The following is a 12,649-nucleotide window of genomic DNA, read 5'->3' on the forward strand; positions in this document are numbered from 1 at the left end:
GAGCAGATGGTAAGAGGCGTAATATTTGATATGGACGGCACGATGTTCGATACGGAACATCTGTCTACCGTGACATGGCAGATGGCCGGGGAGAAGCTGGAGCTGGATATCAATGACAGTCTTATTGAAAGTTTCAGGGGCGGCAACCCGGCGCAGATAAGAAGGCTATTTTCTGAAGCACTTGGACCGGATGTGGATTATGAATATGTGAAGGAAGTTAAGCATGAGTTTTTTGAAATGCTTACGGAGAGAGACGGCATACCCATCAAAAAGGGACTGTTTGAACTGATGGACTATCTGAAGGAAGAGCAGATTCCCATGGCGGTTGCCACGTCTACCGCCCGTGACAGGGCAGTGGATATCATAAGACGTGCAGGAGCCTATGGGTACCTGTCGGCCTGCATCTGTGGAGATGCGGTGGAAAAGAGCAAGCCGGCACCGGACATTTTCTGGAAAGCGGCCGAAGAGCTTGGCTGCAGTCCTGCGGAATGTCTTGTGCTGGAGGACAGTACAGCAGGGGTAATGGCGGGCAAGGCGGCCGGGGGATATATCATATATATCCCGGATGAAACAGATATACCTGAAACGGTTCTGGATGGGATAACGGCCCGGATGGGCAGCCTGCTCGAAGTGATAGACTGGATAAAGTCAACGAACACGGGGACGAGCCGCGGACAGAGATAACGAAGGCTATGCTGTATTTGATCAATTACAGCATGGCTTTTTTGCGTTATAATAGAATAACAGAAGAATATCAGTTAATGGCAATGCAGACGTATGGCAGTTGAATATTTAGAAAAAACGGAAAGGAGGCTATACAATGGATGAGGATATAAGAAGGCTTCAGGATATTATTGATGAGAGCAGCCGCATCGTATTTTTCGGAGGTGCGGGGGTATCTACAGAGAGTCACATTCCTGATTTTAGAAGTGCGGATGGACTTTACAGGCAGAAGTACCGATTCTCGCCCGAACAGATTGTGAGCCACAGCTTTTTTTCGAGAAATACAGAGGATTTTTTTGAGTTTTATAAGGAGAAGATGATGTTTCTGGATGCAGAGCCGAACCCGGCCCATAAGAAACTGGCGGAACTGGAAGAGGCCGGAAAGCTGGCGGCAATCGTGACACAGAATATTGACGGACTGCATCAGGCAGCCGGAAGCAGGAATGTACTGGAGCTTCACGGAAGCATACACAGAAATAACTGTCAGAAGTGCGGTAAGTTCTTTGATGCTTCATATGTCAAACATGCTGACGGTGTCCCAAGGTGCGGATGTGGCGGACTCATTAAGCCGGATGTCGTTCTTTACGAAGAAAGCCTGGATGCGGAAGTCATATCCGAAAGCATAAAGGCAATCTGCGAAGCCGATACGCTGATTATCGGCGGCACCTCGCTTATAGTGTATCCGGCGGCGGGATTTATCGATTATTTCAGAGGCCGCCATCTTGTGGTGATTAACAAAAGCGCTACGGCAAAGGAAGTCGGCGCAGATCTGACGATAGCAGAACCAATTGGGGAGGTGCTTGGACAGATAGCGGTACACAGTTGAAGAACATGTTGACAGAGAATAAAGTTACGAGGCATCTTCGGGTGTTTCGTAACTTTATTTTGTAGTATCATTCTGATGAAATATCTATTTTAAATCATAACATATGGTAATATTTGGAAATATATAATACTCTCATTTACGATATTATATACGAAGAAGGAGAGATTAGTATGGAAAGAATATGCTATGGTTATGTCAGGGTATCAAGCAAGGAACAGAATATCGGGCGTCAGATTGCAGCGTTGGAAAAAGTGCCGGTGCCAGAGGAAAATATATACATAGACAAACAGTCCGGAAAAGATTTTGACCGTCCCAATTACCAGAAGATGATGAACCAGCTGCGTGCTGGAGATGTGGTGTTCGTAAAGTCAATCGACCGGTTAGGAAGAAATTATGATGAAATCATAGAACAATGGAGGCTCCTGACCAAAACGAAAGATGTTGATATCGTCGTCATAGATTTTCCTTTGCTGGATACGAGGAACCATGTGAATGGACTCACTGGTAAGTTCATTGCAGATATCGTATTACAGATATTGTCATATGTAGCCCAGATTGAACGCGAGAATATACGGCAGAGGCAGGCGGAAGGGATTGCGGTTGCCAAGTTAAGAGGAGTAGCTTTCGGCCGTCCGGCAAAAGAGATACCGGAGGAGTTCCCCCACGTGTTTGAACTGTGGAGACAGGGCAAGATAAGCATGCGCAGGGCAGGGAAGATTATGGGGACAAACCATACGACAGTTTCTAAATGGATAAAGCTCTATATAGAGGAGAATGATATTTATATGGGCGACAAAAAGGTATAAAAATTGGATGGAAATGTAGACTTAAATTTCCACATGAAATCAATAAAATTAAAAGCTTTTTAACACGAATCCTACTTAATTAAAGCAGTTACATAAAATAATAGTATCATTGATGGATAAAAATGTCTGATTTTATAGCCATGTTTCTATGAGGGGATGTAGTGGATAAGCGTGGGAAGGGAATGGAAGATGAAAAAGAATACGAAGGAAGAGCTGTTGGAGGTGATAGCATCCAAATCAGGATGCATCTACCTGTCCGATGTCATTCTGCCTATATATAGGGATAAAGTGCTGGGAGCAATAGAGTCAATAGATGAAAACGAATACGAATTAAAAGAATGGCAGGAGACGGTCGAATATATTGTCGGAAACAATTCAATACATATAAAAGATTGTAAAGAGGCAAAAGAATACTTAATCCACAAATTGTGGAAAAGAGGATTTCAATAGGGACAGAGCAAATGCGGGCCGGGGACGGAGGTTTTTAAAAAAACCTCCGTCCCCGGCCCGCATTTGCTCTGTTTATATTATATATGTTTATGAGGTTATACCGAATCCCATGTTAGGTGCTATAAACATGTGCAAAAGGTCGCCCAGAAATACAGCAGTCAAAAATACACACACAATGAATTTAGACCTTGACGAGAACCGCTGTAGCAGGTTGTCCATTTTAGGAGCGATGATATATATAAAGAAAAGACCGCCGATACCGAATATTACAAGGCCTTCCACGCAAACCCTGCCGTTGATGTTAAGGAACATGTCGCTGTAATCCCACCATCTTGCACCGAATAATGTTTCCAGCATAAGGCTGGTTACATATTCGATTACTCCGCATAATCCCATAATCAGACAAAGCAGCTGCATAGGGCGGTCTCTCCAGCTCTTTAGGACAACCAGTATCAAGACGCCGCCCATACCGTATATAGGAAGCCATGGGCCTGTCATAACACCACGGTTTATAATCATACCGTCTTCTATGATATGTAAAAATACTTCCCATACCCAGCCAATGCCAGAAAACGCAAAAAACATCAAAATTAAGGAATCAATAGAATACGTACGTTCATAGTTTAATTCAGTAAACGGACTGAGTGATAAAACAGTGCTTTCAATTTTCTTTGCCATTGCCTTCATATCAAAATCCCCCCTAGGAAAAGATAATGTTCTATTTGATATGAATATTGTAACGAAAAGAAATAAAGATGTATTGTAGTGTTTATGAAGAATTTATAAAGAATTATACAGCAAGTTTTAGAAGTTCTGAAGAAATTGGGGACGAGAAATTGGGGACGGAGGAAAACTAAAAAACCTCCGTCCCCAATTAAAAATAGGGTGTCCCTTTTTATAATTCTGGGAATATTTCTATGCTCCGCTCCAGTATACCATTCATATGTGCTATGGCGACTCCATAGTTCGTGATTGGTAAATGTGCATCTTCTGTACATTTCAGGCGGTATTTCATTTCGCGTTCGTTTAAAGTGCAGCCACCGCAGTGGATAACCAGCTTATATGTGGATAAGTCAATTGGAAATTCTGTACCGCTTGTAAATTCAAAGTTGATATTTTTCCCCGTGTAATCTTGAACCATGCTGGGCAGCTTTACAGTGCCGATATCGTCGCATTGTCTGTGATGTGTACATCCTTCAGCTATGAGAACCGTATCACCGTCGTCCAATGTGTCTAATGTCCTTGCACCGTCTACCACTGCTCTTAAACTGCCTTTATATCTTGCGAACAAGATTGAAAACGATGTAAGTGGAATATCATCCGGTGTTTCTTTCGATACCTTTCCAAATACCTGACTGTCAGTTATAATCATGGCCGGCCTTTTTCCAAGAGCGGAAAGGGTGCGGGATAACTCATTGTCTTTTATGACGACAGCAGCTGCATCAGCTTCCAGAATATCGCGTATGGTCTGCTGCTGAGGTAATATCAGACGTCCCTTAGGAGCAGCCTTGTCAATTGGAACAACGAGTAATATAAAGTCAGACGGCTTGACAAGATCGCTTACAATTCTTAACTTAGAATCATCTGGGGGAACAAGTGTTGCAATAAGTTCTTTCAACTCATATATATTGCTCTTATCTGATGCGCTCACCCACATAAAATAATCTTCCGGGGCTAGTCCAAGTGATGCGGCATCCATAAACCGTCCGGGCACAGCGATATCTGCCTTATTCAAAACGACGACTGATGGGATGGCCTTTTCCTTAATACGTCTTAATATCGCATAGTCTTCTTCGGTCATCCCGACAGTCCCGTCGACGACAAGTATTGCAATATCTGTTTTATTCAATACCTGATATGCTTTTTGTATTCTGAGAGCGCCCAAATCGCCATCGTCATCAAGTCCTGGTGTGTCAATCATAACGACCGGGCCGAGTGGAAGAAGCTCCATTGCCTTGAGAACTGGGTCGGTAGTCGTACCTTTAACATCCGATACGATAGCCAGATTTTGCCCTGTAAGGGCATTGATAATGCTGGATTTGCCTGCATTGCGTTTTCCGAAGATACCGATATGTATACGTTCAGAAGAAGGTGTGCTGTTTAAGCTCATATATTATTCCTTTCCGTCAGGGACATGGTAAATTAAAAAAGGGACAGGGATATTTTAATTGGGGACGGAGTTTTTTTAGAAAACCTCCGTCCCCAATTGTTTAAAATCGGAAGTCTCGTCTGTTGTTTTCGCGTATGAGGCGAAGATTTTCGAGTACGACCTGTCGTGCTTTTTCGTTTGGAACGTTTAAGACTTCTTTATCTATCAATTTGTCTCCTATGGCTTTCGTTTCAGGTGATGCGTAATCCATAAGATATTCTTCCAGCGTCATCAAAGCGTTTGGATGGCAGCAGTTTTGTATCTGCCCGCTCTTGCACAGAGACATGAAGCGGTCGCCTGTACGGCCTTCACGATAACAGGCGGTACAGAAGCTTGGCAGATAGTCCATCTCCATAAGCCAGCGTACGACTTCATCGAGCGTACGGTTGTCGATGACATCAAACTGCTCGGATTTCTCATCTTCCGGCTCCGGTTCGCAATAGCCGCCTACACTCGTCCTGGAACCGCCGCTGATTTGGGAGATGCCAAGATGAAGAACCCTTTCACGCGTTTTCTGGCTTTCACGTGTAGAGATGATCATACCAGTATAAGGTACAGCGATTCGTATACAGGCAACAATTTTAGCAAAGGTGTCATCATCGATGCCATTTGTAAATGCGTCGGCATCGATATCGTCTGCATTACGCAGGCGTGGTACGCTGATAGTATGTGGACCCACTCCGAAAGCGGCTTCCAGATGCTCTGCATGCATGAGCAGTCCGGCAAATTCATAACGGAATTTGTCAAGACCGAACAATACGCCGACGCCCACATCATCTATACCGCCTTCCATGGCTCGGTCCATAGCTTCGGTATGATAGTTGTAATCATGCTTTGGCCCTGTTGGATGAAGCTGTAGGTAGCTTTCCTTGTGATATGTCTCCTGGAAGAGGATGTAGGTGCCGATTCCTGCTTCTTTTAACAACTTGTAATTATCCACCGTTGTAGCCGCGATGTTGATATTGACTCTTCGGATTGCGCCATTTTTATGTTTGATGCTGTAAATGGTGTTGATACAGTCCAGATAGTATTCCATCGTATTGTGTACCGGATCTTCTCCTGCTTCGAGGGCCAGCCGCTTATGTCCCATGTCCTGCAGAGCAATGACTTCTTTACGAATTTCATCCTGTGTCAGTTTTTTCCGTGCAATGTGCTTATTCTTCAAGTGGTACGGACAGTATGTACAGCCGTTTATACAGTAGTTAGAAAGATACAGCGGAGCAAACAGAACAATCCTGTTTCCGTAAAAATCCTTTTTTATCTGTTCTGCCAGACGGAAGATTTTCTCGTTCATATCCGCATCTTCGCAGGCGAGCAGAACAGAAGCTTCACGGTGGGTCAGCCCCTTTCTAAGCTCAGCCTTCTTGATAAGTGACTCGATCAATGCAAGGTTATTTTTGTTCTCGTCGGCATAGGCCAGAGTTTCCTGGATTTCTTCGTGATTGATGAAATCGTCCGCATGTTTTGAGTTTACATCATACATAGTACATTTCCTCCGTCATTTTATAAAATTTTTAAAGTTATATATTCAGTGAATCACCACGTTTGGTGACTACGTGATATCCGATAGACTCCATGCGGCGTTCCAGGCAGTTCCTGCATTCCGCGGCTTCATCTCCGGTACAGATTTTGTTGTCATAAAGAGCATAATCTTTCCTGACAGATGTAGGAGATAGATTTGGCATGACGACATTTGCACCGGCCTGGATTCCAAGCTCCCGCCCTTGAGGATGAATCGTTCCGAGGGCTGTCGTGGCTGGTAGAAGCACTTTAGGAACCATGAGCCTCAGCAGTCCAAGCATAAATAATGTGAGCTCCAGCGTGCCGGAGGGCCGTTCGGCAAATGGTGTGTCACGATGGGAAATGAATGGGCCGATGCCAACCATCTGCGGGTCTAGTTCCTTTATGAAAAGCATATCCTCAGCAAGATGCTCTGCGGTCTGGAAAGGTGAGCCAACCATGAAGCCGGTTCCTACCTGGTAACCGATTTTTTTCAGATTCCACAAGCACTCCTGGCGGTCTGCCGCCCTTAACAGAGGCGGGTGCAGCTTTGCATAGTGTCCGGCATCATATGTTTCATGCCTGAGCAGATAACGGTCAGCCCCTGCGTCATGGAGCGCCTTATAACTGTCATAGCCACGTTCCCCGACCGATAAAGTAATGGCACAGTCCGGCCAGCCTTTCTTTATAGCTGCTATGATGTCACACAGGCGGGAGTCGTCATAATAGGCATCCTCACCACCCTGGAGTACAAAAGTACGGAAACCGAGGCTGTAACCTGTATCACAACAGGAGAGAATCTCCTCCTTAGACAGCCGATATCTGGATACATTCAGATTGCTTTTACGGATTCCGCAGTAGAGACAGTCATTTCTGCAGTAATTTGTAAATTCTATCAGTCCCCGCACATACACATCATGTCCGTAATATATATGGCGAACGCTGCGTGCCTGCCGAAACAGATACTCAGCGAGTTCTGGTGACCGTCCCTCAATCAGTACGTTCCATTCTTGTTTGGATAAAGCCTTGTTTTCCTGCAGCTTATCGATGAGCTCTCTCATATATCACCTCTGGAAGAATATCGTAGGAAATAAAAAAATCTGCACCTACAGGCGCAGACCTTCGTCAAAGGATAGTATCCCCTTTTATATCGAACTTTCTGTGCGCCTTTTCACTCAGGAATGACCTTTGTGATTAGTACGTTTGTATGAATTATAGCATAATGGATAAATTTACTCAATAAAAGTTTAAGAATTCACGAATTTCAACACACCGTTTGACGTGCTGCGCGTGATGCTGTATAGTATGAATGATTGGCGTCAATTGGCTGTTCTTATCCTTACGTTGCTTAGTCAACTGGCGTTATGTGGACAGGAGATATGAAGATGCATCAAGAATATATTATTCACAATTTTGAGCCTATTTATAATGAACAATCCCGTATACTGCTGCTAGGCACAATGCCATCCCCAAAGTCCCGGGAAGCTGGCTTCTATTACGGCCATCCCAGGAACCGTTTCTGGAAAGTTGTTTCGGATGTATGTGGGGCACCGCTGCCACAGACGAAAGAAGAAAAGACAGCATTTGCCCTGAAATATAAAATCGCAGTGTGGGACGTGCTGGCAGGCTGCGAGATAAAGGGGGCGGATGACAGCAGCATCCGTAATCCCGTGGCGAATGATTTAGGCATCATATTGGAAAATGCTCCGATACAGGCAGTGTTTGCTACAGGTACAAAGGCGGCTCAGCTGTATAAGCGGCACTGTCTGCCAAAGACTGGTATCGAGGCGGTTACACTGCCGTCAACAAGTCCTGCAAACTGCAGGATGACCTACGAGGAACTGTATGAGTCATATTTGGCTATAAAACAATATATCTAATAGATAGGAAGGGGTGGCATATGGACAGAGAAGAAAAGATAGAGTATTTGATTGACCAGCTGCTTGCGGAGAACCCGGGTTATGCGTCTATTCCAAAGCCTGTGGATATGCAGGAGAAGAGAAGACTTTTACGAAGTCTGATGAACGTTCGATTTCCGGGGCCGGTATCCCCGGAAGTGTTAAATGTTCAGGATAAACTGCTGCAAGAGGAATTGGACGAAAAAGGGGTTGTAGATGTCAGGAAGCTCCCGGTTATCGGAGACGAATATCCATGTACCGAAATTAAAAATGCCGACCGGATAATTCTCTGGCAGGGGGATATCACCAGACTCAGAGCAGATGCGGTTGTCAATGCCGCCAATTCCCAGTTAATGGGATGCTTTGTCCCGTGCCATGGATGTATAGATAATGCAATCCACTCGGCAGCAGGACTTCAGCTTCGCAATGAATGCGCTAAGATAATGGAGGAACAGGGGCACGAGGAGCCAGCCGGAAAAGCAAAGATAACAGCGGGCTATAATCTGCCAGCTGGCCACGTCATACATACCGTAGGCCCGATAGTTGGAGGAAAGGTGACCAATCAGCAGATAGAACAGTTAAAATCTTGCTACGAAAGCTGTCTGAAGCTGGCGGAAAGACACAGTCTGAAATCTATCGCATTCTGCTGCATCTCAACAGGAGAATTCCATTTCCCAAATAAGCTGGCGGCAGAAATCGCTATCCACGTAATAGATAAATACTTATCCACATCAAATGTGGAACGCGTGGTGATAAATGTGTATAAAAACGATGATTACAATATATACAAAAAAATATTTCGCTAAAAAGGGACACGGCAAAACGAGTTGGGGACGGAGGAAAACTAAAAAACCTCCGTCCCCAATCAAATCTTGGGTGTTCCAAATTCGGACAGGGAGGTACCATGGATAATTTGATTTTTAGTTTAAATGCGACCGTTCCTATTTTTGTGTTGATGCTTCTGGGGCTGTTATTCAAATATATCGGATGGATTGACGACGATTTCGCGGCGAAGATGAACCGGTTTGTATTTCTTGTCCCACTCCCGGTACTTGTGTTTAACGATCTTGCTACGGTGGATTTCAGCCAGGTCTGGGATACGCGGTTTGTCATGTTCTGCTTATTGGCGACTATTGTCAGCATCGCCATATCAGTGACGGTCTCCTTTTTATGGAAGGACAGGACGATTCAGGGTGAATTTATCCAGTCTTCTTACCGCAGCAGTGCGGCGCTTCTGGGAATCGCGTTCATTCAGAATATATACGGAAATGCAGGGATGGCGCCGCTCATGATTATTGGAAGCGTGCCGTTATACAATGTTATGGCAGTCGCTATGCTATCGCTCTTTTGTCCCGGGCGCGAGAAATTAAACAGCAAGATGCTAAAGGCGACGCTGAGGGGAATAGTTACAAATCCGATTATCGTCGGCATTGCAGCTGGTTTATTATGGTCCGCGCTTAAAATCCCGATACCTCATATTATGGAAAAAACAGTTACTGGCATAGCAGGAATGGCAACACCTATGGGGCTGATGGCGATGGGCGCCTCTTTTGATGTCCGCAAGGCTTTTGCAAAAGTGAAACCTGCTCTTGCTGCCTCAGCCTTAAAGCTGTTGGGGTTCTGCGCTTTGTTTCTGCCGGCAGCCGTCCAGATGGGATTTCGGGAAGAGAAGCTGGTCGCAATACTTGTCATGCTCGGATCTGCTACGACAGTAAGCTGTTATGTGATGGCAAAGAATATGGGACATGATGGCATTTTATCCTCTAGCGTTATTATGCTGACTACATTCTTTAGCGCATTTTCCCTTACAGGCTGGCTATATATACTGAAGTCATTGGGGATGCTCTGAGCCGGGGCCAGATAGAGTCCCACTATGTCCCAATTGCATTTGATAGGATACAGCTATCAAATCAAATAGGAGGACATACATTTGGAAGAAACAACAAGCTTCATACCGGAAATCTACATTGGTGAAAACGGCAACTGGTATATAGGAAAAACTGACACGCTGGTGCCGGCCACCGGGTCCGACAGGCGCAACTGGTCCGAAAGGCGACCCGGGTGCTACCGGCCCACAAGGAATTCAGGGCCCAAAGGGTGACAAAGGAGACCAGGGTCCGGCAGGACCAGTGAATATCGCGAATAATCTTGAGACGACGAAAGAGGGATATGCGCTGGATGCAAGACAGGGAAAAGAGTGAATGGAAGAAGTTACAAATTTAAGTGATAAATTGTCCATTTATATTGTCGATTCCGGCACCAGAAATGGAATAATGTATGAACAATGGTCAGATGGAAGATTAAAAATGCATGGGAAAGGAACATCTGCAAGCCAAGCGTTTTCAACCATTACATTCCCTATCTCATTTGTAGATGATAAGTATCATATGGTAGCAACGGCAGAGTACTATTCATCCTCATACATAGCATTCCTGTGTAGTGTGCAGCCTAATAAACCTTCATACGCGTACGTTTACACACGCCAGCACAATGGAGAAGCTATATCAGGGGTCAGTTTTCATTGGATGGCTGAGGGCCGTTGGAAATAATGTAAAGATGAGAGTATGGAAACACGTTCTCTTTCAACATTGGTACAAAATAACTTCCAGGCTGCAGTTACGACAACACCATCCGTAAGAACGGACCGTAAGACGCTGCGTAAGGCAGTTGGATGGAAGCCGAAAGTGGATGGCAGATATACTGGATACAGGAGTCAAACAAGACGAAACATGCCGGTGAGCTGCTTTCGGGGTTGACCATTGGCGGTCTAGTTGCGCTCATGAAGTTGCATAATATATCCATTAGAAAAAATGATTCAGGAATAAAAAGTAGAGGCGGAGCATGTATGTATCAATGCATTCTCCAGCCTCTTTTTTATTAACCTGGCGGCTATAAAATGGAGGTATAATAAACGGACACAATAGGCCGTAGCATACAGAGGAAGAAGTATCGGTTGATTTTGGCAAGGGCGCTAGATGGAAAGCCGCAAAATAATTAGACATCCCGGCAAATACGATTATCTATGAATACCAGCCTGCTAGGATCCGGTATCCTTCCATGGATGAGGTTCGTAAATATTCAAAGCGGAAAATGCAAGGCTTCCATATGATTTCCGAAGCATTTTCCACGTAGGGTTTTCCAATGCCGTGAATCGAATTTTAGTATGAATCCATCATCAACTTTGTAGAAAAGATTCATATTTCACTGTTGACAATATAAAGAACTAATAGTACAATATAGAAAACGGACAATATATTGAACTTATTATTTATTATAACGCACTGAAATTTTTAGAAGAAGCCAAGTTCTTATCACTCAAAGTTTTCGTATCCTAACGTGCGCAGACACGTTTTAGGGGGCTGGAGGCTGTTCATAGGAGAAAATGCCTGCAGCAATAGAGAGTTTACTATTAAAAATATTTTAATAACGAGGAGGAATCACTATGATGATCAGTTCAGAACAAGCAGAAAGAGAAGCGATTATGAATGTGGCAAAACAAATGGCCGCTGCCGCGAGGACGGCTCCAAAAACAAGGGGACGCGACTATCTGGAAACGGTGATAGTTGCCGGAGAAGAGCTGAAGGAATACGCCGCACGCATGGAGGACCTAGGCGAAAAGTACAACCTGCCATTCATGATTCGGGATTCTAAAAGTATAAGAGAGAGCGATGTAGTTGTGTTTTTTGGCATTGGACACCACACTAGAGACCTGAATGAAGCCTGCCAGTACTGTGGGAGCGATAACTGCGGGGAATGTATGGCAAAACAAAACTCTTGTGTATATGACCCTATAGACCTTGGAATTGCACTTAGTTCTGCCGTCAGCATTGCTGCAGACAACAGGATAGACAATAGGATTATGTTTTCCGTAGGCAGGGCTGCTAAATCAACGGGAATCTTTGGGGATGACACCGCCATGGTATTTGGCATTCCTCTTTCTGCAAAAGGAAAAAGCAACTATTATGACAGGTAGATCATAACGGCCGCACGGCCTGCAGGATTGTTCCAAAGATTGTTAATCACACAGAAACAGCAGCAACGAGAGCAATAACTACTAGATAGCTGTATTACCGTAGCTTACCCTCAGAGCCTTGATGGAACACACAGATAAAGGCATAACTTCCAATTCAAAGAAGTTATGCCTTTAGACATGGAGTATACGGGACTTGAACCCGTGGCCTCTTGAATGCCATTCAAGCGCGCTCCCAACTGCGCCAATACCCCATGGCATGATTATAACACAAGATTGATTCGTTGAAAACCATATTTTTCAACTCCTTAAGATATTCTGAAAATC

At 44.6% G+C, this 12,649-nt stretch carries 14 protein-coding genes and 1 tRNA gene; 10 read left to right on the top strand and 5 right to left on the bottom strand.

What is annotated here, in order from left to right:
* The first annotated feature begins 6 nt into the window (after nucleotides 1-6).
* The 4 genes from HMPREF0980_RS10450 to HMPREF0980_RS10465 all read left to right on the top strand — a co-directional run bounded on the left by HMPREF0980_RS10450 (nucleotide 7) and on the right by HMPREF0980_RS10465 (nucleotide 2,805).
* On the top strand, nucleotides 7-684 hold the full coding sequence (locus tag HMPREF0980_RS10450; RefSeq protein ID WP_049728993.1) for an HAD family hydrolase: 678 nt from the start codon (nucleotides 7-9) through the stop codon (nucleotides 682-684).
* Between the two features lie 136 nt (nucleotides 685-820).
* On the top strand, nucleotides 821-1,549 hold the full coding sequence (locus tag HMPREF0980_RS10455; RefSeq protein ID WP_049728994.1) for an NAD-dependent protein deacylase: 729 nt from the start codon (nucleotides 821-823) through the stop codon (nucleotides 1,547-1,549).
* Between the two features lie 170 nt (nucleotides 1,550-1,719).
* Nucleotides 1,720-2,355, top strand: coding sequence for a recombinase family protein (locus HMPREF0980_RS10460; RefSeq protein WP_049728995.1), 636 nt, complete (start codon nucleotides 1,720-1,722; stop codon nucleotides 2,353-2,355).
* A gap of 189 nt (nucleotides 2,356-2,544) precedes the next feature.
* Complete coding sequence (locus tag HMPREF0980_RS10465) at nucleotides 2,545-2,805, top strand: hypothetical protein (protein WP_049728996.1); 261 nt, start codon at nucleotides 2,545-2,547, stop codon at nucleotides 2,803-2,805.
* An 87-nt stretch (nucleotides 2,806-2,892) separates the two neighbouring features.
* On the opposite strand, the gene HMPREF0980_RS10470 is transcribed toward HMPREF0980_RS10465, so the two are convergent.
* The 4 genes from HMPREF0980_RS10470 to hydE all read right to left on the bottom strand — a co-directional run bounded on the left by HMPREF0980_RS10470 (nucleotide 2,893) and on the right by hydE (nucleotide 7,515).
* Nucleotides 2,893-3,492, bottom strand: a complete 600-nt coding sequence (locus HMPREF0980_RS10470; RefSeq protein ID WP_049728997.1) for a putative ABC transporter permease — start codon at nucleotides 3,490-3,492, stop codon at nucleotides 2,893-2,895.
* A gap of 208 nt (nucleotides 3,493-3,700) precedes the next feature.
* On the bottom strand, nucleotides 3,701-4,915 hold the full coding sequence (gene hydF / locus HMPREF0980_RS10475) for a [FeFe] hydrogenase H-cluster maturation GTPase HydF (RefSeq protein ID WP_049728998.1): 1,215 nt from the start codon (nucleotides 4,913-4,915) through the stop codon (nucleotides 3,701-3,703).
* A gap of 100 nt (nucleotides 4,916-5,015) precedes the next feature.
* Nucleotides 5,016-6,437 carry a [FeFe] hydrogenase H-cluster radical SAM maturase HydG gene (gene hydG / locus HMPREF0980_RS10480; RefSeq protein WP_049728999.1) on the bottom strand — a complete coding sequence of 474 codons (1,422 nt, stop codon included), beginning with the start codon at nucleotides 6,435-6,437 and terminating at the stop codon, nucleotides 5,016-5,018.
* A gap of 37 nt (nucleotides 6,438-6,474) precedes the next feature.
* Nucleotides 6,475-7,515, bottom strand: coding sequence for a [FeFe] hydrogenase H-cluster radical SAM maturase HydE (gene hydE, locus HMPREF0980_RS10485; RefSeq protein WP_049729000.1), 1,041 nt, complete (start codon nucleotides 7,513-7,515; stop codon nucleotides 6,475-6,477).
* A gap of 324 nt (nucleotides 7,516-7,839) precedes the next feature.
* On the opposite strand from hydE, the gene HMPREF0980_RS10490 reads away from it, so the two are divergent.
* From HMPREF0980_RS10490 to HMPREF0980_RS10510, 6 genes are all read left to right on the top strand, one after another.
* A complete protein-coding gene (locus tag HMPREF0980_RS10490; protein WP_049729001.1) occupies nucleotides 7,840-8,334 on the top strand; it encodes a DNA-deoxyinosine glycosylase in 495 nt (164 codons plus the stop codon).
* Nucleotides 8,335-8,354: 20 nt separating this feature from the next.
* The gene (locus HMPREF0980_RS10495; RefSeq protein WP_049729002.1) at nucleotides 8,355-9,158 is read left to right on the top strand and encodes a protein-ADP-ribose hydrolase; all 804 of its coding nucleotides are present in this window, start codon (nucleotides 8,355-8,357) and stop codon (nucleotides 9,156-9,158) included.
* A gap of 98 nt (nucleotides 9,159-9,256) precedes the next feature.
* Nucleotides 9,257-10,201 (top strand): AEC family transporter, encoded by a 945-nt coding sequence (locus HMPREF0980_RS10500; RefSeq protein WP_049729003.1) that lies wholly within the window; start codon nucleotides 9,257-9,259, stop codon nucleotides 10,199-10,201.
* An 81-nt stretch (nucleotides 10,202-10,282) separates the two neighbouring features.
* Nucleotides 10,283-10,453, top strand: coding sequence for a hypothetical protein (locus tag HMPREF0980_RS19665; RefSeq protein ID WP_157039367.1), 171 nt, complete (start codon nucleotides 10,283-10,285; stop codon nucleotides 10,451-10,453).
* A gap of 100 nt (nucleotides 10,454-10,553) precedes the next feature.
* Complete coding sequence (locus HMPREF0980_RS18920) at nucleotides 10,554-10,901, top strand: gp53-like domain-containing protein (protein ID WP_049729004.1); 348 nt, start codon at nucleotides 10,554-10,556, stop codon at nucleotides 10,899-10,901.
* Between the two features lie 893 nt (nucleotides 10,902-11,794).
* A complete protein-coding gene (locus tag HMPREF0980_RS10510) occupies nucleotides 11,795-12,325 on the top strand; it encodes a ferredoxin domain-containing protein (protein WP_049729005.1) in 531 nt (176 codons plus the stop codon).
* A gap of 178 nt (nucleotides 12,326-12,503) precedes the next feature.
* Here HMPREF0980_RS10510 and HMPREF0980_RS10515 read toward each other — a convergent pair.
* Nucleotides 12,504-12,576 (bottom strand) — tRNA-Ala (locus HMPREF0980_RS10515).
* Nucleotides 12,577-12,649: the final 73 nt, after the last annotated feature.

This window comes from Dorea sp. D27, from assembly GCF_001185345.1.
Classification (GTDB): domain Bacteria; phylum Bacillota; class Clostridia; order Lachnospirales; family Lachnospiraceae; genus Extibacter.